Here is a 26467-nt window from a genome sequence, read left to right as displayed (position 1 = left end):
CCGCTAGGGAAATATTATGCAGCCTTATTTTTATAGCTTCTCTGAGTTTATCGCCATGGGTAAGCATGGTGCATTTGTTTGGTCGTGCTGGGCTATTACGGTTGGAGCCATGCTGGTGTTTGTTCTTTATAGCCGTAGGCAGAGACAAGCGCTTATCAAGCAGTTAACGATTCAGCAAGCGCGTCAGGCGCAGCGTAGTGTTAATAAAACGACATCTGTGACCAACAAGCACTCTCATTAGAAAAACCATCCAATATCATGGCGTTAGCGTACAAATTAGCAACCTATTATGTATAAATGTGTGACCTTATAGCTCGCTATAAAGCTGATTGATTTGTGCGAAAAATGCTACTATATAGGCAATAGAAACGTACGATTAGAAAGATGTTTTTATAAACTATTTGCTAATAGTAGGTTCTTTAATATTTTCTGTTTTATAGATGGACGTAGGATTGATTAATGTCTGTAAAACAGTGGTTCATCAATGAGGTAGTGGTATGAATGCAGTTCGTCGCAAAAAACTAATGTGGGTGATGTTTACGCTTGCAGGAGCCGCAGTCGCTGTCGTGCTGGTTCTATATGCTATTGGACAACAGACCGATTATTATTTTGATGCTACTGCCATTGCAAAGGGTGAAGCGCCACAAGATAAGCGGATTCGTGCAGGCGGTATGGTGGTCGCGGGTAGTGTTCAGCGGGCACAAGATAATCCATTGAATGTTGAGTTTGCTATTACTGATTTTCAATCGACGGTGCCAGTCACGTATCAAGGTATCTTACCAGACTTATTTGCTGAAAATTCAGGGGTCGTGGCTACTGGAAAAATGCAGGGCGATACTTTTGTGGCGGGTGAAGTATTGGCTAAGCATGATGAGAACTATATGCCACCAGAAGTTGCCAAATCAATGAAAGAAAACAACCGTAGCGGTGCCGCACCTTCTTCTGAGCAATACAATCCTGCTGAAAAGGTTCATGAGACCAGTACATTACAGCAATAACGATTATTATGGTTAAGACTATTTTAGTAGAAATAAAAAAGCCACCGATTGTATCGGTGGCTTTTTTGATGGAACATTTTTTTTGAGTTTTTGACATACAGTCAATGGACTATTAAGCAATCAACTGTTAGGCAGTGAACTATAGTCAAAGTATTTTTAAAACGCTACAGTGCTGCTGGGATAAATTTTTCGCAGCCTCTGTGAATACAGCAAGCAAGTACAATTTGTACCAGTAGCACTATAATACAATCGTATCGGTTTTATGTTTCTTTGACTATATTAGTCATCCCATACAGGGCTATAATCAGGGTGTTCAATTTTACGACTATCGCTACGAGCTAGGCTAGCAATCTTATCCAGTTCTTCTCCATTCAATTGCACGTCGATAGCATCCAAGTTACCTTGCAGATGATCAGGGTTTGAGGTCTTTGGAATGGCAACACGGTGTTTGTCCGATAGAATCCAAGCCAATGATATCTGTGCTGGCGTTACATTATGTTTATTAGCAATCTCTTTGATAATATCATTATCAAACACATCACCACGCGCGAGCGGTGAATAAGCTTCTAGTAAAATGTGGTGATTGTTCAAAAAAGTCTGCAGCGTTTTTTGTTTGATGAACGGGTGAAACTCAACCTGATTAACCACAATAGGTACATCAGCATACTTTTTAGCTTCAATAATATTGGCAATATTAAAATTAGACACACCGATATGGCGCGTCAGACCTTGCTTTTGTAACTCGCACAATGCAGGAATGGTTTCAGATAATGGTACGCGGTCATCAGGCCAGTGTAGTAATAGTAAATCAACGTAATCAGTGTCTAAGTCTTCCAAAGAGCGTTTGGCTGCTGCGATTAGTTTCTCTGGCTGGAATTTCATATCATCAGGAAATATTTTTGTGGTCAAGAAGAACTTATCGCGAGCCACCCCTGATTGTTTGATGCCTTGACCGACTTCTTTTTCATTGCCATAAGCTTGGGCTGTGTCGATATGTTCGTAACCCATTTCTAGTGCTTTTTTGACGACATCAATGCAGTCTTGTCCAGTTGACTGCCATGTACCGAGACCGAGTACAGGAATGTTTGCTTGTCCAGCAGTACGAATTTTATAGTTTTTAACACTCATATTATTGTCCTTATGGTTTGTTATTAAGCGTATCTACTATAAAAAAAATCAGCATGAAGTGAAAGAGTGAGTGACGGTTTCCTACAAAGGGCTAACAGGCTGTAACGTCATTCTCCTTAAAACTTAGACCAAAAAAAGCCCGTTATTTTAAATAACGGGCTTTTATTACTTAAGCTCAAAAATGGCTGATCTACTTAGAAGAGCCTTTTTTGACTATTTCAGTATTCGTTTACTTACTGAGCAGCTGCGTCTGTTTCTGCATGCTCGGCATGTTCATGTTCATCACCTTCAGCATGTGCATGTGCACTGTCGTCAGCACTCCAAATTTTTGGATATTTATAGCCTGGGAAAGTCTCATGCGCATATTTTTTGAAAGCTTCTGAGTTATAAGCGTTGGTGACATCTTCGACCCATTTTTTGCCAGTATCAGCAGACTTAATAGCAGACCAGTTAACATAAGCAAAGCTAGGCTCTTGGAACAATGCTTCGGTCAGATCAATGCCAGCATCTGTTGCATAGTTACCGTTAATGACAGCAAAGTCTACTTCGTCACGGGCGCGCGGTAACTGAGCGGCTTCTAATTCAATGATATCGATATCGTATTTGCTGTTATCAGCGATGTCAGATTTTGAAGCTGTTAGTGGATCGATATCGTCTTTTAGTTTAATCCAGCCAAGATCATCCATCATAACCAAAGCACGCGCAAAGTTACTTGGATCGTTTGGTGCAGAGACACTCATACCTTTATAGGCATCATCAAAAGAGGTCTTTTTACCTGAGTAAATACCAAGTGGCGCCGTTGGTACTTGGAATGCTTCTACTAGATCAAGATTGTTTTCTTTTTTGAAATTATCAAGATAAGGCTTATGTTGGAATATATTAATATCCAAGTCACCTTCAGCTAACGCAAGGTTAGGACGTACATAATCAGTAAATGGTACCAATTCAACTTCGTAGCCTTGTGCTTCAAGCGAGCCTTTTACTTGGTTACGTACCATGTCAGCAAAGTCACCTTCGGTAGTACCGATGATGATTTTTGTATGATCAGGATCGATGTCATTTGCCGCAGTTTCTGCTGTTGAACCTTCGGTTACAGCCTCTTGATTGGCTTCTGGCGCTGATGAATTGCTGCAACCAACTAAGACTAAGCTTGATACGCCAACTGCTGCAAATGCCGTGGCCAACTGACGGCTGATGTCTGTTAATTTCATGGAACTTCCTTAATAAAAGGTATGATGTAAAAGGTTAAATAGCGACCATTAAAAAAGCAACATTATCAATAGTAATGCTGCTGAGTTAACGGCTGTTAAGTTAGTAACAAAATTAAAGGGTCTCAGTAACAAAGTCAAGCTTTTTGCTTAGGATAAATTGGCATCAAACCTTGAATATTATTCATATTAGCATTAGCTCAGATGGCCCTTGCTTTGACCTCGTGCTATTTCTTGATAAAGGTTTTAGCGTTTGTCCAAACGAGTAGCCAGCCAGTTGCCAGTGGCTTGAATAGAAATAACCATAATTGAAAGTACAATCACGATAAATATCATCACTTCAGTTTGATAACGATAATAGCCGTAGCGAATGGCCAAATCACCCAAACCACCACCACCAATCATACCAGCCGCTGCTGAGTAAGAGAGTAGGCTGATGCAAAGAATCGTCACTGATAATACCAGTCCTGAGCGAGCTTCATTGAGCAGGACTTTAATGATGGTAAAAGGACGGGCCCCCATAGACTCGGTTGCTTCGATAATACCGCGCGGTACTTCACGTAAGTTTTGCTCGACCAAACGGGCAAAATAAAACGAACCTGCAATGGCCAGTACCAACGATGCAGCAATCGGACCGATGCCAGTGCCCACAATTGCTTTGGTAAATGGGCTCATCGCAATCATCAAAATGACAAAGGGGAATGCACGCATAAAGTTGGTGATACCACCAAGCACACCATATAGGGTCTTATTTTGCAAAAACTGTCGGTCACTTGATAAAAACAAGAATATCCCAAATAGCCCACCAATAATAATGGCTACCGCTGTGGATATGCCGAGCATAATAAAGGTATCAATAAATGCATTGATAATTTCTTTACGCAGTACCAACAGCTTGTCTATAGAGGCGGATAATTCGCTACCAGTTAACATATTTATTTCTCCTGCCTCATTAGTCTTCTTGCACTAAGCCTTGGCCAATTGGGGTAGTTGCTTCAATCAGACCATCTCTCACATTCGCCACTTCTAACAGTTGCCCTTGATGCAGTAATGCTGCGCGATCACAAAGCCTACGGATGACGCTCATCTCATGGGTTACGATGACAATGGTCACACCAAGTTTCTCATTGATATCACGTAAGCAAGTCAGTAAGCTGCGGGTCGTTGCAGGATCAAGCGCACTGGTGGGCTCATCGGCCAATAGGACTTTTGGGCTTGGCGCAATGGCGCGGGCAATACCAACACGTTGCTTTTGTCCACCTGATAGTTGCGCAGGATAGTGACCAGCACGATCGGTTAAATCTACAATTGCTAGACAGTCCATAACACGCTTATGAATGTCGCGACTTGGATAACCGGAAATTTTTAAGTTAAATGCTACGTTGTCAAACACAGTCTGGTTAGACATTAGATTAAACTGCTGAAAAATCATACCGATATTGTGACGAGCGATACGTAGCTCACTGGCAGACAAAGTCGTTAAGTCGGTACCATCGATGATGACTTGACCTGAATCTGGACGCTCGAGCATATTAATCAGACGCAATAAGGTCGATTTACCTGCACCTGAGTATCCCATTAAGCCAAAGATTTCGCCTTGTTGGATAGATAAAGACGTAGGCTCAACGGCAGTAAACCAATGTGGTTTGCCGTTTTTGTCCTTGATTGATCGGTCGCTTAAAAAGCTTTTGGTCACATCGTTTAAGACAATCATGTCATTCATGGAGGGCTCAAAATTTAATAATTTTTTAATAGTCATGAACGTGTTGTTTTGCCTCTATTTACTACTTAAGAAGCCAATTAAAAAACAACTGTTAACAACCCTATAATAAGGGGCGTTAATATAGCATATTATTAGGTACTTTGGATATGCGCATCCGTGACAGGCTTATGACTAATGGCTATTAGCCAGTCACAATAGTAGTGAGGATCGTTGAACACTGAAGCCAAGATTCTGCCAGTGGGTAACACATGCTATCAGGGTGATTGCGTGATTGACTAGGCAGTGTCATTAATTAGGGCATTTAGATGACTATCGAGTGAATTGGAGATACGCTTTAATCGTTCTGTTGGTAATTTGGGTCATGCTTGACGGGTATGATAACTAAAAATCTAGTATGACCATTCAAGGTATCGGTGAGGATGCGCCCTTGATGGGCAGTGACAATTTGTGATACCAAAGATAGACCAAGACCAGAGCCTTTATTTTTTTGCTGTAAACGTACAAATGGACTAAACACTTCTTCACGTTTGTCTTCAGGAATACCAGTACCTTCATCAATGACTGCCAAGACTGCATATTTTGGTAGTGGACGTACAGGTTCTGCTTTGGCTTTTTTCATGTGTTTGGCAAACAAGCCTTCTTTACGCGGAGTGTTTAAAGCCTCAGTCGTGTTTAGAGTATTGTTTTTAGAGTCGTCTTGTGTATTCGTACTATTTTTAGGGCTATGACTGCTAACGGTTGACTCAATAATTGTTTCATCAGATTTTTTGGTCTTAACATTTTTGTTTGTTGAGTTATCTTTAGTATCAGGAACGGCCTTCCAAATAGATTTTTTAATTTTAGTAGTCAATTCATTAGTAAAGTGATGATGATTAGCGCTCAATAAAGGTTCATTAATAGCATCTAATGAGTTTTCATGAGTTGCTAAATTTTTAGTAGCATCTGTCTCAGATGTATCCTTGTTAGTGGGACTGTCTAATAACGTTATCTCAGCCTCATGATCTGTGGTATCAGTATCAGGAATAATACTTTCACCATTTTTATAAATAAGCGGTGCGGGTAGTGTGGCGATCGAATCTGTTGTTTCAGTTTTGCCGTTGTCACTAGTGGTGGATGTATTATTTAGCGGCACAACACTTTGTACACTACCGTCATTAGTATCAATTGGTTCATCATAAGATTCAAAATCCACACCGTTACAATCAATTAAGCCATCACAAAGCACTGTTTGCAACAGATAATCAGGAATGGTGCCAGCCTCATCAATCATCTGCACACCGTATAATAATACCGTTACAGGTGGTTTGCCATGCAGCATTGCATTAGTCAATAGATTACGAATTAAGTGAGTCAGCATCGCTGCTTGCCCATCAATAGTGACATGCTCACCAATCAACGTAGCTTCAGGATAGTGTTGGCGCTCTTGATTGACTAGGTCGTATAAGTCTAAACGTTCAACTTGCTGTAAAGCGTGACCTGCATCCATACGGCTGACCAACAGGATGCTCTCTACCAAGTCGTTAAGTCCTGATAAGTCACGATTGACTGCCTGAGCCCGCTTATCAAATTTTGCTTTTGTGTCAGATGGTAAAGCACTAGTCAGCATATCCATCATTTCGATCTGTAAGCGAATACGAGTAATGGGCGTACGTAGCTCATGAGAGGCATGTGCTAATAGTAAGTTATTGGCATCGATAAGCTGTTCGATTTTTTGGGCGGCCTGATTGAATCCACATGCCAATGAAGTGATTTCATCATTACCACTAACATTAACTCGTACTGTAAAGTCACCATCACCCAATTGTGTCATTTGCTGGCTCATTTGATTGATACGCCAAGTAATGGTGCGAGCAATCCACCATAATACGCCTGCCATGATGAATAGCAGTAGTAATGTACCAGTGAACAAATTCAGTGCGGAAGAGAGTACGGGTTTTTTTGGAGGTAAGCGTGATTCATATAAAAGGGTATAGCCAGTGCTGCTATAAACTTGAGCTTGTTGAGTAGGAGATTTTTCTGAAAATGAGGGAAAAACACGTGATAATAAAGAAGGAGGAGGTGGCAGCTCTAGTGGTAAATCACTGTTATCTGTTTGCATCAACAAGCGGCCCTGGCTGTCATATAAGCCCATCTTGGCTTGCAATGACTCATCAAAAATATCAAAGCTTTTTTTGACCACTGCCAACATGAAGCGTGACTGTAAGCGATTGTCTCGGCTAACAGAGTTATTGAGCTCATGCAAAAATGGGTCTATTTGTCCCAAAATTTGTGTGGCTAATACTTCTGAGCGAATACCTGCATCTTTGTCGTGCACAAGCTGCGTTAATAACACCATAGCAACTGCAAATAGCGTAAGTGCTAGCATGACACTGGCAAATAACTTGGCAAATACGGAACGAAAACCCAATTGCTGCATTAAACCATCTCTATTATTAGACGCTTATATCGACTCATGCTATTTGATTTATAAGTCAAATAGCATGGTTGTTTTTCGATTAGTTAGCTGTTTCCTACGATGATCAAACTTGATCCGTGGCAAATTGATAACCAACACCGCGTACTGTAATAATGCGTTTTGGTTGGCGTGGATTGTCTTCAATCAAAGCTCGTAATCTTGAGATATGGACGTCAATAGCTCGATCGATGTTGTCTGAGCTATCATCATTTGGCATGGCTTGCCAAAGTTGCTCGCGATTTAGTACTTTACCAGAATGAGTGGCAAAGTAATGCAGTAATTGAAACTGATGCGTTGTCAAACGTACAGGATCGTCATCGATGGTTACTTCATGACTATCAGGAAAAACACTCAAACGACCGAAAGTTAAACTGTCTGACTGACTGTCTGCTTGATTGGGTTGCTCGTGGCGACGAATCACTGCACGAATACGTGCTAGTAGTTCACGTGGCTCGAAAGGTTTAGCGATATAATCATCAGCACCCATCTCAAGACCTAAGACGCGATCTGTCGTATCCCCTTTCGCTGTCAGCATAATAATTGGGACTTTGTTGGTCATATTGTTCTTATTACCACGAATTTTTTGACACACCTGCATACCATCCATATCAGGTAGCATCAAATCAAGGACAACCAAGTCTATATCGCGTTCTTTGGTGTCTAATAAGTCAAGCCCTTCTTGACCAAGACCTGCATGATGTACATCGTAATAATTCATCGTCAGGTAGTCACTGATTAACTCAGCCAAATCAGGATCGTCTTCAATCAATAAAATTTGCTTACTCATGGGTTGTCCTCTAGTTGTTGTTATGGTTTGTAAAAAGTCTAACGTGCTGTCATGTGTTACTCATGATCATCAATACATCAATGATGTTCAACTGCTCAAGCATGCAAACCGTTAAGCCTCTAAGATTTAAAAACATATAAAATATAATGCTCTATGACATATGGCTATATTGCCTAATTAAGCTGTTACAAAACAAGATAGACTTTGTTAATGTTTCTATACAATGTAACAGCCGGTGTTGGGGCTATGAAACCTTGACTATCTTGCCACTTGAACTCACTGGTAAGTCAGCCAAACAAATCAAACTGTCATTGCTAATGCCTGCAATCAAATATTGGTTGGTATCAGGGTTATACTCGACCACTTCAATAGGCTGTTGTTTTAATCGTTGATCTTGTCCAATAATCCACACATTAGCAGTTAATGGCACAAGTGGTTTATATGGCGGCGTTTGTAATTCTGTCAAGTCAACATCGTGCAGAGCACGCTTAGGTACAGTAGTACCGACATCTATTTGACCATAATTAACTCGTCCTGTTGCTTTCATATTAGGTAATAACTTATCACGACTTACTTCGTTATCAATCACATCTACATTAACTAAGAGTTTTTTTGGTTGACTGGTTATTGTCAATTTACTGATTTGTCCAGTAAACTTTTCTGACATATTTTCAACAGTGAAATTGACCGTCTGGCCTACTGAAAGCTGTGGTTCAGCTTGAACCGGTAGCGTTGATGTAAAGTATAATTGAGTTTCATCGTTAAACGTTAGCAGCGGTGTTCGAGCCTTTAGCGTTTGGTTTACTTTGGCATATAGGTCTTCTACGCGCCCTGAAAAACTAGCATAAACAGTCGTTAAGCCATACTGACCTTGTGAATGTTTTAGGCTGTTATTACCATTTACTTGCTTATCATGAGCGTTGATATCGGCATTATTTACTTCTATCGCTGAGTTCGCTGTTGCCGGACTTTCTGTATCAACGGAGTTACTCTTTGCGGTTGTGTCACTATTATTTGTCGTAGTCTCTGCATGGGTCAGATTTGCATCGGTATTTTCAGTATTTTCAGCACCTTCAGTATTTTTTGGTTTGATATTAGCTGTATCACTAGTCAACTCGGCATGCTGAGCTGGAGTCTCTTGTTCAGAGTTATCTGATTGTGGGGCAGATCCTTCTGATGTATTGGGTAGGTTCGTTGTTTTCTCTTCTGTGTTTAGACGTCGAACAATGAGTAACGGCGTACCTTTTTCTATCCATTGACCTTTAGTCACTAATACCTTTTCTACGTTGATTGGGTATGCTGTGATGAATGTGGTTTGTCTGATAGGTTTGATCTTACCTTGTAAGCCAAGACTGGGCTGGTAACGTGAGGATTTTATGCTTAAAATATGCTCAGGTGTGATGGTCACGCTATCATTGGTGATGACCACTGGCGTATCTACCACTGCACTGTCTTCGTCGGCGGCGCTCTCATCAACAGGTAGAGGCGGCTGACAGGCAAGAAGCAGCAAAACGCCTGATAAATAGCTGCTGGTTTTTAATATTCTAAAAGCTGTCATAACACTCACCTTAGTAATCATTATTTTATTATATAGTGAATTGTAGTGAGGTGAAATGATCATTAAACACTTATCTAGACTTATGAATATATGGCAATTAAAACAAATAAGTATCAAAATTAATAGTAATAGCTTTTCAGATACATTTTTATATTACCAGTTAGTTTGAATATTGATTTGATTATGACTGGAAACGGGCCGATAATTGTGCTAAAACAACTTTAGTATAGAGAAAGTTTGATACATATTTATTACAATATAAGATTATTCAGCAATATTTTTATCGTTTCTATATAATGTAGAAATATCATGAAGTTGATGATTATTCTGATTTGAACTTTCTGTGCTCAAATAGCAATTATCATGGTCAGTAGGGACGTGCTTTTAATGATATAAAAACAATCCAGATTTTTAACCGTTAGAGTCAGGCAAAACTGTCTGTTCAAAAAGCTAAAAATTGGGAACGATTTTGTAAGCTTATTAATAAAAAAGTGCGTATAGTGACCTATGCTGATAGCATGTTTAATAGGTAAATGTTGACAGATGGTAGGTTCACTGTCATAACACATGGCAACACAAAATTAGCGGCTCGTATTAACCCAATAATGAATGGTATGACACGTTGACGTTTTGTGTTGATAGATAGTATTACGAATAAATAGTCGTTTATAGGACAATGATAATGGAAAATGATTTTGATGGTTTGAAAGTGATGGTAATTGATGACTCAAAAACCATTCGCCGTACCGCAGAAACACTGCTACAAAAAGCTGGTTGCGAAGTAGTGACTGCTATTGACGGCTTTGATGCTTTAGCAAAGATTGTTGATAACAACCCAGATATTATTTTTGTTGATATTATGATGCCACGTTTAGATGGTTATCAGACTTGTGCATTGATAAAAAACAATCCTGATTATGCAAACAAACCAGTAATTATGTTGTCATCTAAAGATGGTTTATTTGATAAAGCGCGTGGTCGTATTGTTGGTTCTGACGAATATTTAACGAAACCATTCAGCAAAGACGAGCTGTTTGAGGCAATCAACCAATACCGTTAGTATAAAAATTGCTAATAATAGCCATGGAATATGTACCTTTGTCAGTGAAAGTCTTGATATACGATTATAGTTGGTATGATTTTTGCAGTTTTCTTAAGGTTAGGTTGCTAGATTTAAAGACCTAATATGAGTGACAATTTACGATAATTGCTCAATATTCAATAACAACTGTTGAGAAATCAATACTACTATTTTTGGTAAATGATTTTACTCGGGTTGTATCAATAATATAACAACATATCCTTTTGGATATTATTCGAAAATAAAGGAAATTTCTATGACTACTGTTTTAGTCATTGACGACTCACCATCTGAGATGGCGAAGTTTCGCGATATGCTTGCTCGACATAGCTTTCAAGTTTTAGAGGCGACAAATGGTGAGCAAGGTTGTCAGATGGCTGCCGATCACCTGCCAGACGTCATCTTGATGGATGTGGTGATGCCAGAAATGAATGGTTTTCAAGCCACGAGAAAAATTACTCGTGGTAAAACCACTGCTCATATTCCTGTGATTATGATCAGTACCAAAAACCAGGAAACAGATAGAGTTTGGGGCAAGCGCCAAGGCGCTAAAGAATACATGAACAAACCGGTTGAAGAAAATAGCTTGGTTGATATCATTCGCAAAGTAACGGAGTAGCTTGTGGCTTCCAGAGGGTTTATTGAGCTTCTGCGTCTAGCAGATTTAGCACGTGCGCGCAAAAGTGGTCGCCGCGGTGGACAAGAGTATGACTGGCAAGGTGTGGTGTTTGAAATTGGTGGGCAACGCTTAGTTGCGCCAATGGGTCAGATATCAGAAGTATTAGCCATGCCAGAGTATACTAGCTTGCCTTTAGTAAAGCCTTGGATGCTAGGTATCGCCAATATTCGTGGACGGCTACTGCCCATAACAGATTTATCCAAGTTTCTTCAGGTCCCTAGTCGTTTGACGCAAATGAGCCAACGCAAAGTCATTGTCATCGATCATGACAATCTCTTTTCAGGACTGGTAGTAGATCATGTTATTGGTATTGAGCAGTTTACGCATGACCAATACAGGGCAGAGGCAATTGAGCCTAACTCGCCCTTTGCCCCTTATAATCATGGTAAGTTTTTTAAAAATGAGCAAGACTGGTATGTTTTCATGCCAAGCTTACTTGCACAAGACAAGCAGTATACTGATGCTGCAGTATAGTTATCAATAACAGATATCTGGCTGTTAGAGCTATGATGAAATAGTAGCGAATGACAGAATACGGTTGGATGTCAACATTCACACAGGCTTTGTTAATCACTGTTGTTTTTATAACAATGAGATTGTCAAAGTCAATCAAGATCAGACTTTGATGATTGTTTGAAAGGAATACGCACGATGAGTGATGTTATAAAAAACCCTGCAGCTGGTACGCTTAATACAGCAGCACTTAGCAAAGATGCTAATAGTGAGTGGAAATTATTATTAGTACTTTTTGCTTCGATAAGTGTGGCTTGTTTGATTTGGTTGGGCAGCTCCTTATCATCAGTGAGTCAATACTTCCCTGATTTTAATCAGTCTGTTGTCTTGCCAGTAGTTGTATTTGTGATAGGTGTATTAGGGATCTTATTTGCGTCGTATCAGCTACTGAAACAGCGTGGTGGATCAGAACGATTACTTATCGAAAAAGAAACGTTGCGTCGTCGTCAAGAAGCAGAAACAGAGTCTGAGCGAGCACGTCAAATTCAAGAAGAGAACGAACGTAACCAGATAGCTATTTTACGCTTACTTGATGAGTTGGGCGATTTGGCAGAAGGTGATTTGACCGTTAATGCAACTGTCTCAGAAGATTTTACTGGTGCTATTGCTGACTCAGTGAACTTTGCGATTGACCAATTGCGCCAATTGGTACTGGTTATTAACAATACCGCTGACCGTGTTTCGCAGTCTTCAGATCAGACGCAGATGAATGCGGTTGAGCTTGCTGAGGCATCTGAGCATCAGGCACAAGAAATTGCTGGTGTATCAGCTGCTATTAATGAAATGACGATATCAATTGACCAAGTGTCAAATAATGCTTCGGAATCTGCGACAGTTGCTCAGCGTTCAGTTGCTATTGCTTATAACGGAGCAGATGTTGTACAGCGTTCTATTGAAGGTATGAACGTCATTCGTGATCAGATTCAAGAGACATCAAAACGTATCAAACGTCTTGGTGAGTCTTCGCAAGAGATTGGTGATATCGTTAGTTTGATTAATGACATTGCTGACCAGACTAACGTTTTGGCATTAAACGCTGCTATTCAGGCATCGATGGCTGGTGAAGCAGGTCGAGGCTTTGCGGTTGTTGCTGATGAGGTTCAACGTCTTGCTGAACGTTCAGCTAATGCAACCAAACAGATTGAAACATTGGTAAAAACCATTCAGGCAGATACTAATGAAGCAGTTGTATCAATGGAATCAACGACTTCTGAAGTTGTACGTGGTGCTCGATTAGCTAAAGATGCTGGTGAGGCACTAGAAGAAGTACAGAGCGTCTCTAATACGCTGGCTGACTTGATTCAAAACATCTCAAATGCGGCTTTACAACAAGCTGAGTCTGCTGGCCATATTTCTCACACAATGAATATCATTCAAGATATTACGTCACAAACTTCATCTGGTACGATGGCAACTGCACGTTCTATTGGTGAGTTGAGTGAAATGGCAGCAGCGCTTCAAGAGTCAGTGACTGGCTTTAAAATATCGAATGATGATGAGCCGTTAGATAGTGAAACATCAGAGACAGAATAAACATTATCAGTAGATGTGCAATGATAGGCTCTAGCATTAAGTGAGTGTTAGAGGATTTATCATACTTCATATTCATATGTTAATTAAAATGCTGTGCGAATAGCGATTTTGTAGCAGTAACTATAGCAGGTGACGTGGATAAATTTATTCAAATAGACGGCAATGTTACTAAGAGCAACAAGCCAACACTGGTTAATGCATCGTCGCAGGACGATAGTCTTGATGTGCAGCAGTGGCAACAGTACATAGAGCAAGAGATCGGTTTTGTGCTACCCAATGTTCAGCGGAAATGGTTGATCAATGCGATTGATAATACTGCATTATCCTATGGATTGACTGCTATAAAACTATGGAATCAGTTACCAAAAAATAATGAGATGCGTCAACAGCTATTAGATAACGTATTGATTCATGAAAGTCGGTTTTTCCGTTACATGCCTTCTATAGAATTTGTCACAAAATGTGCGTTAGACAATCAGCGATTAAGGATTGCATCAGGCGGTACTAGTAGTGTTGTCAATACTTCTGATGAGTTGTTTCGAATTTGGAGTGTTGGTTGTGCAAGTGGTGAAGAAGTATGGTCATTGGCTATGAGTTTAGCTGCACAGCAATTGAAAAACCACACAATACTAGGTACTGATGTTAGCCAACAAGCTATTATAAATGCAGAACTAGGGTACTATAATAATAGACAAAAGTTATTGATACCTCACAGTTATCAGCAGTTTGTTCAGCCATTGTATGAGCATAGTGTGATTAGAAAGCCGAACGTTTGTAATTCAGCGACAACTAATGAAGCGATAACAAGTCATCAAGCACACTGGCAGATAGCACCAAGTTTGCAACAAAATGTTAGTTTTGCTTTACATAATATTATGGAAAAAACCCCACCTACTTCGCACCTTCAGCACATCATAATTTGCCAAAATATGTTGATCTATTTTCGCAAGTTTGATCAGCGTGACATTTTAGCGAGGCTATCAGAGCAGTGCGTGTTAGGTGGGTACATTATATTGGCTCCAGGTGAGGCGCTATTTTGGCGTCCTTCAAATATGCGCCGTATTGCGCACCCACAGGTTAATGTGTGGCAGAAAATCAATGCCTAAATTAGTGCTTAGACGAGTTAGGATAACCCTATGAAAAACCAGCCCAATGACATAGTAACGCTTGAGTGGTTGTTACCACTGTTTAATCAGCAGTTATCACAGGTATTTAATGGCTGGCAGTTAGATAATGGCAACACCGATAATGAGCAGATGGTGAAGTCTTATCATCAGGTTAGCGGTGCGCTGACTATGATTCGTCTTCCTTTGTTAGCGGATCTTGCCAATAAGTTGAGTTCACTTGTAGAAGCAAGTGATCATGACGGTATTTCTGTCAACAACCGCCGTGTCGGTCAGTTTGCGCATAGATTGCTACAGTGCGAGCTGAATCAATACTTGCGTACCAGTAGCTACAATACGATGTTAATTAATAATGCTGCTAATGAGCTTGATCAAGCATTGTCAGCGCTAGGGGTTGTCATAGAGCCATCGGCAAGCCTTGTGGATAGACAGCATGAGGATTCAGATAATAATACCGTTGATGATAATGTTATCGATAGTATAGACGTAATGGTTCCAGTCAGTAACATTACTACACCTTTGGATAATCATCATTATCAACAGTTGTTATTGGTTTGGCGACAGCAAGTAAGAGAGCTATTGGTGGCCAATACGAATCAATCTTCTGTATTAACAGTGCTAGGGTGCGTTAGCCAGTATTTATGGCAAACTGCTCAAGACGAAGACGTACAACGACTTTGGTATTTAACCGACTTGTGGTTAAACGATCTTGCTGATAACGATACCCCGTTACCTGAGCATTATGCACCAGTGCTAAGCCAGTTGGAACAAGTGATAGAGTCTCGTGTTGAGCAAGCTGAACTGTCAGTAACCGCTATCAGAAATCTAATTATTAGAGTCTACTTTGAATTAAGTAGTCTTGCACAAAGTAGCAAAGCCACACAGTCTATACTAAATAACTTATTGCAAAATACAGGTACAGCACCACGTTTTTTACCGCGAATACTTAGTGAACTGGAAATGCTTATCTTTAACTTGGATAAGCCAGACACACTGCTAAACCACTTACAAAAAATTCAACGTCAGCTTGAGCGTCGAGGTTGGATATATTATGTGGGACAAGTGGAGTCAATTCTTACTAATATCGAGGATGTACTCTCATCAGAGAATGGCTTTACACAAGGCAAGTGGCAAATTGAGCGGCAGCTGCAAGAGTTATATAACGCCATTTATAATACTGAACAGACAATATCTCTTAAGATAGGAGATGCGGCTTCCTTTGTCACATTGCCTGACACGCTTAATAATACTGATACACCGTCTGACAGTTATCAGGTTACGAGCACTGCTAATAGTGATTTGCGTGAGCTGCGTACTGCAGTAGAAGACGTCAAGCAAAGCTTCAATGATTATGTACAGCGTCAAGACAGCCATTTATTGCCTACTGCTACCCATTTTTCTAGTATTGGTGACGCTTTTTCTGATATGGGTGTGCCAGAGGTACGTGAAACCATTAACATGCTGTCTAATATATTTACACAATTGGTGGATCATGAGATTGAGGCGCTTAGTTGGGATGTAACACAGGCAGTGGCTGAAGGGTTGACCTCTATTGAGTTGTTACTTGATTACCTTGCGCAGCAAGTCTTTGATCAAAAGCTACTCACTCAGGCAAATGAATATACAGCCAAAGCGACGCAGCTGCTTAATGATTATATTGCAGCACCAGATACGGTCAATGATACTTTTCTTACTCAAAAACCAGCGGCAACCAATGTACTGCGTTACGATGATAGTGGTGAAATTGCCCCTGCTAGTGAACAGAATCTTCAAGATGAAGCTGTGACTGACTCTAATGAAGATGATGAGATGACGCAACAGCTAGAGGACACGGCAGTTGATAACATAGAGAGTGAGGCGTTAGCAGCAGTAAGAGAGCAAGTTAAGCCTGATGAGTTTGAGATGGATGCAGATATCAGGGATATCTTTATTGAGGAGGCGGGAGAGGTAATCACTGATCTGGAGGACTTCCTACCCATTTGGGAGCAAGATGCGCAAGATCTTACACCACTTACCGAAGTGCGTAGAGGTTTCCATACCTTAAAAGGTTCAGGCCGTATGGTTGGCGCCTTCAGTATCAGTGAGATGGCGTGGTCAATCGAAAACCTGCTTAATCGTTTGTTAGATAAGACATTACCTGTAACCGATAATGTCGTCAGCCTAGTAATGGAAACGGCAAAAATTTTACCAGTATTGGTCACAGATTTTGAAGCGGAACAAGTACCAAGCTTTGATCCTGCTATTATTATGCTAAAAAGCCATAACTTAATGACGCAGCAACCAATTAATAGCGGGTTAGGTCTACCTGAACCTGAGTCAGTCGATTCTGCATCAGAAAGTAGCTTAAAAGAAGAAGCAAGCGTAACAGTTCATGATACTGAGTTAGTAGCTGATAATGACACGACTGATGAATCTCAAAAAATAAATGATGACAGTGACAGTAGAGATATGAGCGCATCACTGTCTGATATCGAGATTCCATCGGCACTCGTACCATTTATGCAGACCCCAGAACAGTTGGCTGCTGATGCTAATGATGCAGATCCAGATATTAAAGAGATATTTATAGAAGAGGCCAATGAAGTATTGGTTGAAATCTTACCTTTATATGAAAACTGGTGCCTGTCAATAACTGATTTAAGTGGATTGGCAGATATCCGCCGCGGTTTTCATACCTTAAAAGGTTCGGGCCGTATGGTAGGTGCTAACTACACTGCTGAGTTGGCTTGGGCGATAGAAAACATGCTTAATCGCATCTTGGATAATAGTATCGCTGCCTCAGTAGATATGAGAAAGCTGGTTGGAGATGTATTAGCAGCCTATCCTTCGATGTTGCTAGTATTCGAAAATAATCGTCAAGATTACCCTAGTATGTTACCGCTCTGGATTGCCTGTGCAAATGCTTATAGTAAACAGCATGGTGATGACTTCAGTTACTCTGATTTATATCATAATGACACATTGTCAAATACATCTGCTGCCAAAACCACGCAGGAATCATTGTTACCGTCTGATTTAGAAGAGGACAACCTTAACCAAAATAATGGCGAAGAAAGGATAGATGCTACGCTGGAAACAATCAATTCTGTGAATGAAATGATTGCAGAGGCTTCTATTGTTTTGGCACCTCAAAGCGATGAAGAAAAAGTATTTTGTGAGATATTTATCGATGAGGCAGAGGGATTATTGCAAAAAGTTGACCAATTCGTCGATGAACATCAAGGTGAATCTCATGTTGAAGTAACGGATGATATTGTCCGTGCTTTTCATACTTTAAGAGGTTCTTCTGGCTCTAGAGCTCTTGCTGCCATTAGTGAAGTGAGTGCGACTATAGAGCACAGTTTAGAGTTATTACAACAGCAAGATAAGGCTATGAACGCTCAGCACTTAGAGGCCTTAGCCAAGTCATCTACACTGATTTATAGTTATCTAAATAGCTATAAGAAAAATGTTCAATCGAAACATATCTTAGCAGAAGATATACCAAACCAACAAGATCAAGAGATAGCATCATTGCAAGCGATGCTTGATGAGCAAGATATCGCTTCTGATACTAAAGTCCTATCTGATAATAAACCAACGATAGCGAAGCTCTTAGATAATAATATTGATGAATTATTGGATGCTCAATGGGAACTGGATGATGCGCTTAATCAAGCTGAAATAGCTGATATTGAGGGATATATAGAGCAGCAACTATCACAAATAAAATATTTAGCTAAGAAAGCGCAAGAATTTCCAAAATTCACTTCCATTCTCAATGCGTTAGGTAACGCTTATAGTTACTTAAATGACAATCCTGAAAAAGCAAGAGATGCAGATAACCAAGCAATCTTGCATACTGGTCATGCTCAGTTAGTTGGCTTATTCGATGCATTGGCAGGTAGTACATCATTAAAAATCGATCAACAGGTTCTTGCTGACTTGCAGAGTATTTGTCAAGCAGATAACAGTCGTGAAGTTGAAGATGATTTTGTGGTTCGAGCCATCTCAGCACCCGAGTTGCAACTTGAGTCTATTGATACTGATGCAGAACTCTTAGAGATCTTTTTAGAAGAGGCGCAGGAGCTTGATGCTGCATTAGACGAAAGTTTCAATAAATGGCGTTCGGATATTAGTAATGTTAACGCACTGAAAGTGTTGCAACGTCATTTGCATACTATCAAAGGCGGCGCACGGATGGCAGGTATCCGTAGTATTGGTGATCTGACCCACGAAGCTGAAAGTGTCTATGAAGCCTTTGTAGAAAACAGACGAATACCAACCACTCAGTGGCTCGATATTATGCAGATAGTGCAAGACACAATGTCATTGCAAGTGATGCATATTGTGAGTTATAAAAAATCTTTTTTTGCCTCAGAACTCATTGAGCAGTTACAACAGCTTTTAAAAGCACAAAGCCTGCCAGAAGCGGTAGAGCTGACCGTCCCTGTACCCAAAAATCATTTTGAACCTGAGGTACAAAACACTGTTGACCAAAATACGAACAACAGTAGCGATGAAGTATTAGATGGCTTAAGCCTGGATCGCATGATTAAGCAGTCATGGGCTAATGGTTTACCAGACCCTGATATATTAGCGGTATTCTTAGAAGAAGCAGAAGAGCTTACTAATCGTAATAAGTATCTACAACTATTCTTAGAAAACACAGGAAATAAAACAGCACTACAAGCATTACAGCGTGACCTGCATACCATCAAAGGTGGTGCGCGAATGGTTTCTGCTACTGGTATCGCAGATCTGGCGCATGAGATGGAATCGGTTTATAAAGACTTTGTTGATAACCGCCGTCCGACTACTAAAAAAGTATTAGAGTTACTGGTTGCCAGTCATGATTGGTTAGCTGATGCAGTTTCTGTGCTTAGACAACAAGTCAATCCGCCAACGCCGGCATTACTAATTGAAGCATTGCAGCAATTTAGTAAAAACCCTGACAGCTTAAAGCAAGTACCTAAAGAATCTCTAAAAGTACAACGTGAAGCACTCTTGATTGCTAGAGAAAAGCAGGATTCACAATATCTAGCAGAAGATATCAGTGAAATGCCATCTATGCTTATCAATACGAACGAAGAAGATCAGAGTGTTGGCAATAGCGAGATGATTCGTATTTCAGGAGGCTTGGTTGAGCATATGATCAACTTGTCTGGTGAGTCAGCCATTAACCGTGCTCGTATCGATATGGGCATGAGTAGCTTGACTAACAGCCTCGAAGAGATGGGTACGACAGTACAGCGACTGGCTGACCAGTTACGCCGAATGGAAATTGAGCTTGAAGCGCAAATTTTGTCTCAAATAGATGATGAACTTATTCAGAATGAAGATTTTGACCCTCTAGAAATGGATCAATACTCCTCTTTGAATCAGCTATCAAAGTCTTTGACAGAGTCGGCATCGGATTTGATTGATATTAATCAAACACTGTTAGAAAAGACCCGTGATAGTGAAAGTCTTTTATTGCAACTATCACGCACGCAAACTGAGTTGCAAGATGGTCTGATGCACTCACGTATGGTACCGTTTACGCGTTTGACTCCGCGCCTTGAACGTATCGTACGCCAGACTGCTAATGAATTGAACAAGTCTGTTGAGTTAACGATCATCAATGCTGATGACGAGATGGATAGAACCATTCTAGAGCGTATGACATCTCCACTTGAACATATGCTTCGTAATGCTGTCGATCATGGTATCGAAAATGCTTCAACACGTCTGAAAGCAGGTAAAGAACGTAGTGGACATATCACTCTCGAAGTCAATCGCGAGGGTAGTGAGATTGTCATTCAGTTATCAGATGATGGTCGAGGAATTGATGTAGAAGCCGTTCGTGCTAAAGCAATATCTCAAGGCCTTATTGATGCAGATGATAGAAGTCTCACAGACCTTGATATTATGCAATATATCTTTAATGCGGGATTGACGACCAGTAAACAAGTGACACAGATTTCTGGACGTGGCGTAGGCATGGACGTTGTGATCAGTGAGATTCGTCAATTAGGCGGCTCAGTATCAGTGGTCTCGGAGCTAGGTAAAGGGTCACGCTTTACTGTGCGCTTACCTTTGACTGTCGCAGTATCTGATGCTTTGGTCGTTCGTGCTGCAGATCGTTACTATGCGATACCATTGGTTCAGATTGAGCGTGTGGTTCGTATCAATCCAGAAAAGCTTTACGATTATTATCAGTCAGGTGATGCAACTTTAACGTTTGAAGATGTTGATTATCGGGTGCGTTATTTAAATGAGATCCTGTCAGGCAATAAACTAAATGAGTTAGTTGTTAGCACCAATACAAGCTTACCGCTCATTATCATTAAAAACCGTACTGGACAAAATATTGCGCTACAAGTTGATCAAATTGCAGGATCACGTATCGAAGTGGTTGTAAAACCTTTGGGACAACAGTTATCGCACCTACCAGGTATTTCCGCAGCTACCATCATGGGTGATGGTTCGGTGATGCTAATCTTGGATCTTATTGCATTAATGCGTAATGCGCAGATGGTCAAAAACATACCGCAACTTAGCAATGTGAAACAAAATAGTCTAGAGGCTAAGCCTACTGTCTTAGTGGTTGATGACTCTGTTACTGTACGTAAAGTGACATCGCGCTTCTTGGAACGTCAAGGCTTCAACGTGGCAGTTGCGAAAGATGGTGTTGATGCGATTGAGATATTACAAGACATGACACCAGACGTGATGTTGCTAGATATTGAGATGCCACGTATGGATGGTTTCGAGGTCGCTACCCAAGTTAGATATAATAAGCGCTTACAGCATATCCCAATTATCATGATTACATCACGTACTGGTGAAAAGCATCGTCAACGTGCACTAGAGATTGGAGTGAATGATTACATGGGTAAGCCTTTCCAAGAACAAGCGCTGCTTAGTAAGATCCAACAGATACTGGGTCAAAAGGTCAGTCTAACTCATGAAGGATAATATAGGTGTTTTAGCACTGAAGGATAAAGACAAAGCTGATATCAAGGTGATGGTCGTTGCAGAAGAGCATCATCAGCGTATGGCCTTTTCTGATACTGTCCGTAGTTGTGGCTTTACCCTTGTTGGCTGTATGTCACGGGAGCAGTTGCAAGAAAAACCTGTGCTCTCGGATTTAGTTATTGATATATGGCTAATAGATAGTGACTTTGATGAAAGTATTGTGACTGCAACCACTGTTTCTAAACCAGCAACCGTATTGGTAGGTTTTAGTCAAGCACCATATCTTAATGAAGCCACACAATATGCTAAATGGCAGCGTAAATTAAAGCGTAAGCTTGCGCATATGCTTGAATTACCAGTGCTGATAGATACGCCTGTTCACAAACCCAATAAGATTGATACAGACTGGGATTATGTGGTGTTTTTGGGTGCTTCTATGGGTGGTCCTAGCGCGATCAAAGAGTTTTTGGATAATTTATCAGTCAAGCTGCCTGTTTGTATCTTATTGGCGCATCATTTCAACAAAACCATGATTGATACCTTACCACGCATACTCAACCGTCATAATGATTGGCATTGTCAGGTCATTACATCGTCGCAACGGCTACGAGCAGGTAAGTGTCTTATTGCGCCTATTGATAAGCAAATTGTGTGTGACTCGACAGGCCGAGTTATTCTTTTAGAACAAGCTTGGGAAGGCGAGTATAAGCCCGCGATTGGTCAGATTCTCAAAAATACCAGCGATGTTTATGGTAGTGAGCTTATTAATATTATATTTTCAGGTATGGGTAATGATGGCTCTCAATATTTGGACCTCATTCAAGATAATAATAGTCAATTGTGGGCGCAGGATCCTAGTGTAAGTGCCTGTCCGAGTCAGCCTCAGGCTATCATTGATTCAGGATATTGTAGTTTTATTGGTAGTCCAACGGCTTTAGCACAGAAACTGACAGATTATATTGGTGAAAAGGCAAATGCAGCCTCTTCACATTAACTTATTGTGAGTGATGTATGAAACAAATTTTGAAACATTCGTTTGAAGCAGTTAGTTTGTTGACCACGACCAACGGCACGTTGGATGTTACTATTATTCCGGCATTTGACCAGCCTGACTGGGTAATTCCAAGCAGCTTAGTTTTGAGTGTGGATGATTATAACGAACGCACTTCAACTTATACTTGGCAGCAGCAGGAAGTGGCTGTATTTTCTTTACTGGCACAAGATATGACAGCAGAGAAAATGATTGTTTTAGAAGGTAATACCACAGAACATCGCTTAGCGTTACAAACAGCAGGTGAGTTACGCCAACTACAAGTTCGTATTTCAGAGGTTAAAGATGTTGAGATGCCCGAACAATTTAAAGATAAAAATATTGATAAAGCAGCGATAGCTTTTCAGGAAAATGTTGTGCTATCCTACCTTTTTCAAACTGTGATGATAGGTGATACCGCTTATTTGGTACCAGACTTGGATAAGATTGCGCATCATTTAGTTGATTTATAGCAAAGTTATAGCCTAATATTTATATAAATATTTATTATTAAGTAAATGATTTAATCATCTTAATGGTCTTTAATCGCTAGATAAGTAGATGTCCTTTTGTATATTTTTAATGATAAATAACCAGCGATGAAGGTAATAAGGTAGAGTATGAGCAATACGAATTCAAACGTATTAAAGTGGTCAGTAAGTAGCCGTATTTTTCACTGGATCAGTGCACTTTTATTATTGATCACCTGGGCAATGATGTTTTTGAACAATAATTTTGATAACAGCCTTTATATTGGATTGCATAAATCTTTTGGTGTTAGTCTATTATTTTGGATGATAGCGCGGGTAATTAACCGTGTCGTTACTAAAGCGCCACCCTCTATATCGATGCCTAAATGGCAATTATTATTGTCTCATTTATCTCATTTTGGATTATATGCCTTGTTGATAGCAATGCCAATGGTCGGTCTATTGATGTCTGTCTATGGTGGCCGACCTGTTGATGTTTTTGGTTTGTTTCAAATCCCTGTGTTTGTCACACCTGATAGAAGTTTGGCAAGATTCTATAATAATCTACATACGGATGTTATTTGGCAAGCCATTCTTGCATTCACGTTTGTTCATATCAGTGCAGCCTTGTATCATCAGTTTGTCAAAAAAGACAATTTAATGGCACGTATGAAATAGTGTACTTTCAAAAATTTATTCTTGTAAAATATCATGATATATCCTAAAAAAAAGCCCTAAGTATAATTACTTAGGGCTTTTTTAGGATAATTTATAATAATTTAAGTCAATTACTACGACTTTATTTTTTATGCTCAGGCAAACTGATATTCATCTCTAGCACATCCAAACTGTCTTCAGAGCGATGATTGATATTAACATCATCAATCTGTACACCGTTGACATATTTATTAACGACTTCTAAAATTTCACGTTTCATTTTTTCGATACGATCAACAGTTAAGCGGTTGTTTAGGCGATTTTCGCTAGCAACAATTACTTTAAGACGTTCAGTGGCTAAATTAGCGCTACCTTTACTACTACTGTCGTCAGTGCCGAATAGGCTACTCCAGAATCCTTTTTTCTTACTCATTATTAACCCCCAAACCAGCGCTGTAATAAACTCTTTTTCTTCACGTCAAGATGACGTAGTGGACGTTCTTCACCTAAGAATCGGGCGACAATGTCATCATAACATTGACCGGCAACAGAGTCGGTATAGTGAATAACTGGCTCACCATGGTTAGAAGCTTCAAGTACTGCATGGCTTTCAGGGATAACTCCCAGTAAAGGCACTTTTAGGATGTCGTTAGAAATCGTATCGATATCCATCATCTCATTAGCGGCTGCACGCTCAGGATTATAACGAGTGATAACCAAATGCTCACGTACAGAGCCTTGATTCTCTTTAACTTTTTTAGTTTGGCTTTGTAAAATACCAATAATACGATCCGAGTCACGCACTGAAGAAATTTCAGGGTTAGTGACGATAATCGCTTCATCAGCATGATACATCGCTAACTGCGCACCACGTTCGATACCAGCAGGTGAGTCACAGATAATATAGTCAAACTGCTTAGACAGCTCATCCATAACTTCTGTTACACCTTCATCTGTTAAGGCATCTTTATCACGTGTTTGGCTAGCAGGTAATATGTATAGGTTTTCAAGCTGTTTGTCTTTAACCAGTGCTTGCGACAAGCGCGCGTTACCGTTAATAACATCAACAAAATCGTAAACAATTCGATTTTCACAACCCATGATCAAGTCTAGATTACGTAGACCTACATCAAAATCGATAACGACTGTTTTATAGCCACGCAATGCTAAACCAGCAGCAAAAGAGGCGCTTGTTGTGGTTTTGCCCACACCACCTTTACCTGAAGTGATTACAACTATCTTCGCCACAATGGCACACTCCTATGAATCAATGGGATATCTTTTGTAAAAGAGCACAATTGTATATTATTCATAATATTATATATATGTACTCCCTGCGAAGCTAGCCTAGCATAAATAAACAAAAATTTATAGCGAGTCTGTATTAAAGCAAGCAAACAACTTCTATATAAGCTATAAGGCTTTGCTACCTAAAATTTGTTAGTCAATACTGTCTATGATGAATAATAAAATAAATGCTCATGAAAAGTATAAATATTGTCATAAACAATGATTCATCATAGAACAGTTTTGTTAAATAAACTTGCTATGTTATTTAAAGTTTTTCGGCTTATGCTTCATTTATCACGGTAAATACCAATCCTTCGCCTTCTACAAATCTGACCTGTACAGCCTTGTCCACAACATGCGGAGGTAAATTGTCTCGTAGGCAATAGGTCCCTGCAACCGATACTAATGAAGGGTTGAAAACCTGGCAAAAAATCCGTGCATCTTTATCACCGGTAGCACCTGCAACCAAGCGACCTTGAGCGCGACCATAAACATGCAGACTGTTATCAGTGATTGCTTCAGCACCACTGTTGACGCTATTGGTCAAAATCAGATCGCCACCAACGTGGTTGAGGCTTTGTCCTGAACGTAGCATTTGATCATAAATCATACTGCTCATCTGCTCGTCACTTACTAGAGACTCTGTTGAGACTTCAGATATCGTTGTCTCAGTAGGTGACTCGTTGACGACAGTGGTTTGCTCATTAGTAGCAGCATCTGCGCTACTGTTTTCTGATACTTTGCTATTTTGAGTAGCGGCTTTTTTAGTGGATACGATACGCTCGATGCGTTTGCCATCAGCTGGGAATATTGCCAAGTGCAGCTCACGTGCCTGTGAGTCCATTGTGCTGGTTACCACACCGATGGGTTGAAGGCCATACGACCATAACAACTCTACCAATGCTGATAAATCTTGCTCTATCTCGCTATCGATGAGAATAGGTATGTTGCTAGATTTATTACTAAACGTCTCATTAAGTTGTGTTTCAATTGTGTTTAGATCATTTGTATTGAACTGTAAACGTGAAAAAGTCAGCATTTTTCCATAAAATGCTAACGCTGGTGCGGCGTTCGAGGGTTGGCCTTCGTTATCTGAAACTGTCATATATAAATCCTCAAGAAATAATTCTGTCGCTGTGTTCACGGTGCTGTTTTTATTATTGGGTCATACTTTATTGTTATAGCCAAAGAACTTTAAAATGGTTAAATTTGCTAAACAGTTGGTTAATATCTCGATATTATCTGTGCTGATTTTCTCGTTTGCTGACCGTTTGTCTCATTTGTGCCTCCATTT

The 26467-nt window shown here is 40.1% G+C and carries 20 protein-coding genes and 1 pseudogene; 11 read left to right on the top strand and 10 right to left on the bottom strand.

All coding sequences use genetic code 11. From position 1 onward, the window contains the following. Positions 1-16 precede the first annotated feature (16 nt). Together ccmD and ccmE are read left to right on the top strand one after the other, a co-directional pair. Positions 17-241: a heme exporter protein CcmD gene (ccmD, locus tag ACT3QP_RS03900; RefSeq protein ID WP_444524532.1), complete on the top strand. Its 225-nt coding sequence runs from the start codon at positions 17-19 to the stop codon at positions 239-241. 256 nt (positions 242-497) lie between these two features. Beyond that, on the top strand, positions 498-998 hold the full coding sequence (ccmE, locus tag ACT3QP_RS03895; protein WP_444524531.1) for a cytochrome c maturation protein CcmE: 501 nt from the start codon (positions 498-500) through the stop codon (positions 996-998). A gap of 279 nt (positions 999-1277) precedes the next feature. Here the strand turns inward: ccmE and ACT3QP_RS03890 are convergent, their stop codons facing one another. The 7 genes from ACT3QP_RS03890 to ACT3QP_RS03860 form a co-directional block, all read right to left on the bottom strand. Continuing rightward, positions 1278-2126 carry an aldo/keto reductase gene (locus ACT3QP_RS03890; protein ID WP_444524530.1) on the bottom strand — a complete coding sequence of 283 codons (849 nt, stop codon included), beginning with the start codon at positions 2124-2126 and terminating at the stop codon, positions 1278-1280. 233 nt (positions 2127-2359) lie between these two features. Further along, a complete protein-coding gene (locus ACT3QP_RS03885) occupies positions 2360-3337 on the bottom strand; it encodes a MetQ/NlpA family ABC transporter substrate-binding protein (RefSeq protein ID WP_444524529.1) in 978 nt (325 codons plus the stop codon). Between the two features lie 243 nt (positions 3338-3580). Further along, a complete protein-coding gene (locus ACT3QP_RS03880; protein ID WP_444524528.1) occupies positions 3581-4267 on the bottom strand; it encodes a methionine ABC transporter permease in 687 nt (228 codons plus the stop codon). Between the two features lie 19 nt (positions 4268-4286). Further along, on the bottom strand, positions 4287-5057 hold the full coding sequence (locus ACT3QP_RS03875) for a methionine ABC transporter ATP-binding protein (protein WP_444524527.1): 771 nt from the start codon (positions 5055-5057) through the stop codon (positions 4287-4289). Positions 5058-5391: 334 nt separating this feature from the next. After that, positions 5392-7473, bottom strand: a complete 2082-nt coding sequence (locus tag ACT3QP_RS03870) for an ATP-binding protein (protein WP_444524526.1) — start codon at positions 7471-7473, stop codon at positions 5392-5394. 103 nt (positions 7474-7576) lie between these two features. Beyond that, positions 7577-8299: a response regulator transcription factor gene (locus ACT3QP_RS03865; protein WP_444524525.1), complete on the bottom strand. Its 723-nt coding sequence runs from the start codon at positions 8297-8299 to the stop codon at positions 7577-7579. A 244-nt stretch (positions 8300-8543) separates the two neighbouring features. Then, positions 8544-9857 carry an efflux RND transporter periplasmic adaptor subunit gene (locus ACT3QP_RS03860; protein WP_444524524.1) on the bottom strand — a complete coding sequence of 438 codons (1314 nt, stop codon included), beginning with the start codon at positions 9855-9857 and terminating at the stop codon, positions 8544-8546. Positions 9858-10539: 682 nt separating this feature from the next. Between ACT3QP_RS03860 and pilG the strand changes: the two genes are divergently transcribed. The 9 genes and pseudogenes from pilG to ACT3QP_RS03815 all read left to right on the top strand — a co-directional run bounded on the left by pilG (position 10540) and on the right by ACT3QP_RS03815 (position 23904). Next, positions 10540-10917, top strand: coding sequence for a twitching motility response regulator PilG (gene pilG, locus ACT3QP_RS03855; RefSeq protein ID WP_192518548.1), 378 nt, complete (start codon positions 10540-10542; stop codon positions 10915-10917). 277 nt (positions 10918-11194) lie between these two features. Next, the gene (locus ACT3QP_RS03850) at positions 11195-11557 is read left to right on the top strand and encodes a response regulator (RefSeq protein WP_444524523.1); all 363 of its coding nucleotides are present in this window, start codon (positions 11195-11197) and stop codon (positions 11555-11557) included. A gap of 3 nt (positions 11558-11560) precedes the next feature. After that, entirely contained in the window at positions 11561-12091 is a 531-nt protein-coding gene (locus ACT3QP_RS03845) for a chemotaxis protein CheW (RefSeq protein ID WP_444524522.1), read from the top strand. Between the two features lie 519 nt (positions 12092-12610). Further along, positions 12611-13663: pseudogene (locus ACT3QP_RS03840) on the top strand (methyl-accepting chemotaxis protein); the annotation flags it as partial. A gap of 134 nt (positions 13664-13797) precedes the next feature. Next, on the top strand, positions 13798-14769 hold the full coding sequence (locus tag ACT3QP_RS03835; RefSeq protein ID WP_444524521.1) for a CheR family methyltransferase: 972 nt from the start codon (positions 13798-13800) through the stop codon (positions 14767-14769). A gap of 30 nt (positions 14770-14799) precedes the next feature. After that, entirely contained in the window at positions 14800-21726 is a 6927-nt protein-coding gene (locus ACT3QP_RS03830) for an Hpt domain-containing protein (RefSeq protein WP_444524520.1), read from the top strand. Then, the gene (locus ACT3QP_RS03825) at positions 21716-22720 is read left to right on the top strand and encodes a chemotaxis protein CheB (RefSeq protein WP_444524519.1); all 1005 of its coding nucleotides are present in this window, start codon (positions 21716-21718) and stop codon (positions 22718-22720) included. The genes ACT3QP_RS03830 and ACT3QP_RS03825 overlap by 11 nt, the downstream gene beginning before the upstream one ends. Before the next feature lie 17 nt (positions 22721-22737). Beyond that, positions 22738-23229 carry a hypothetical protein gene (locus tag ACT3QP_RS03820; RefSeq protein WP_444524518.1) on the top strand — a complete coding sequence of 164 codons (492 nt, stop codon included), beginning with the start codon at positions 22738-22740 and terminating at the stop codon, positions 23227-23229. A gap of 147 nt (positions 23230-23376) precedes the next feature. Further along, entirely contained in the window at positions 23377-23904 is a 528-nt protein-coding gene (locus ACT3QP_RS03815) for a cytochrome b (RefSeq protein ID WP_444524517.1), read from the top strand. A gap of 121 nt (positions 23905-24025) precedes the next feature. On the opposite strand, the gene minE is transcribed toward ACT3QP_RS03815, so the two are convergent. The 3 genes from minE to minC all read right to left on the bottom strand — a co-directional run bounded on the left by minE (position 24026) and on the right by minC (position 26278). Further along, a complete protein-coding gene (minE, locus tag ACT3QP_RS03810) occupies positions 24026-24316 on the bottom strand; it encodes a cell division topological specificity factor MinE (RefSeq protein ID WP_192518540.1) in 291 nt (96 codons plus the stop codon). Between the two features lie 2 nt (positions 24317-24318). Next, positions 24319-25131: a septum site-determining protein MinD gene (minD, locus tag ACT3QP_RS03805; RefSeq protein WP_192518539.1), complete on the bottom strand. Its 813-nt coding sequence runs from the start codon at positions 25129-25131 to the stop codon at positions 24319-24321. A gap of 322 nt (positions 25132-25453) precedes the next feature. Continuing rightward, positions 25454-26278 (bottom strand): septum site-determining protein MinC, encoded by an 825-nt coding sequence (gene minC, locus ACT3QP_RS03800; protein ID WP_444524516.1) that lies wholly within the window; start codon positions 26276-26278, stop codon positions 25454-25456. Positions 26279-26467: the final 189 nt, after the last annotated feature.

It is taken from the genome of Psychrobacter sp. AOP7-B1-24 (assembly GCF_052376215.1).
Lineage (GTDB): Bacteria > Pseudomonadota > Gammaproteobacteria > Pseudomonadales > Moraxellaceae > Psychrobacter.
This window is presented reverse-complemented; position numbering and strand designations above follow the sequence as displayed.

Coding starts and splice junctions, on each gene's coding strand:
- ACT3QP_RS03885 (WP_444524529.1), bottom strand. CDS start 3,337: ATGAAATTAACAGACATCAGCCGTCAGTTGGCCACGGCATTTGCAGCA.
- ACT3QP_RS03890 (WP_444524530.1), bottom strand. CDS start 2,126: ATGAGTGTTAAAAACTATAAAATTCGTACTGCTGGACAAGCAAACATT.
- minC (WP_444524516.1), bottom strand. CDS start 26,278: ATGACAGTTTCAGATAACGAAGGCCAACCCTCGAACGCCGCACCAGCG.
- pilG (WP_192518548.1), top strand. CDS start 10,540: ATGGAAAATGATTTTGATGGTTTGAAAGTGATGGTAATTGATGACTCA.
- ccmD (WP_444524532.1), top strand. CDS start 17: ATGCAGCCTTATTTTTATAGCTTCTCTGAGTTTATCGCCATGGGTAAG.
- ACT3QP_RS03860 (WP_444524524.1), bottom strand. CDS start 9,857: ATGACAGCTTTTAGAATATTAAAAACCAGCAGCTATTTATCAGGCGTT.
- ACT3QP_RS03865 (WP_444524525.1), bottom strand. CDS start 8,299: ATGAGTAAGCAAATTTTATTGATTGAAGACGATCCTGATTTGGCTGAG.
- ACT3QP_RS03825 (WP_444524519.1), top strand. CDS start 21,716: ATGAAGGATAATATAGGTGTTTTAGCACTGAAGGATAAAGACAAAGCT.
- ccmE (WP_444524531.1), top strand. CDS start 498: ATGAATGCAGTTCGTCGCAAAAAACTAATGTGGGTGATGTTTACGCTT.
- ACT3QP_RS03820 (WP_444524518.1), top strand. CDS start 22,738: ATGAAACAAATTTTGAAACATTCGTTTGAAGCAGTTAGTTTGTTGACC.
- ACT3QP_RS03880 (WP_444524528.1), bottom strand. CDS start 4,267: ATGTTAACTGGTAGCGAATTATCCGCCTCTATAGACAAGCTGTTGGTA.
- ACT3QP_RS03870 (WP_444524526.1), bottom strand. CDS start 7,473: ATGCAGCAATTGGGTTTTCGTTCCGTATTTGCCAAGTTATTTGCCAGT.
- ACT3QP_RS03830 (WP_444524520.1), top strand. CDS start 14,800: ATGAAAAACCAGCCCAATGACATAGTAACGCTTGAGTGGTTGTTACCA.
- ACT3QP_RS03815 (WP_444524517.1), top strand. CDS start 23,377: ATGAGCAATACGAATTCAAACGTATTAAAGTGGTCAGTAAGTAGCCGT.
- ACT3QP_RS03875 (WP_444524527.1), bottom strand. CDS start 5,057: ATGAATGACATGATTGTCTTAAACGATGTGACCAAAAGCTTTTTAAGC.
- ACT3QP_RS03850 (WP_444524523.1), top strand. CDS start 11,195: ATGACTACTGTTTTAGTCATTGACGACTCACCATCTGAGATGGCGAAG.
- minE (WP_192518540.1), bottom strand. CDS start 24,316: ATGAGTAAGAAAAAAGGATTCTGGAGTAGCCTATTCGGCACTGACGAC.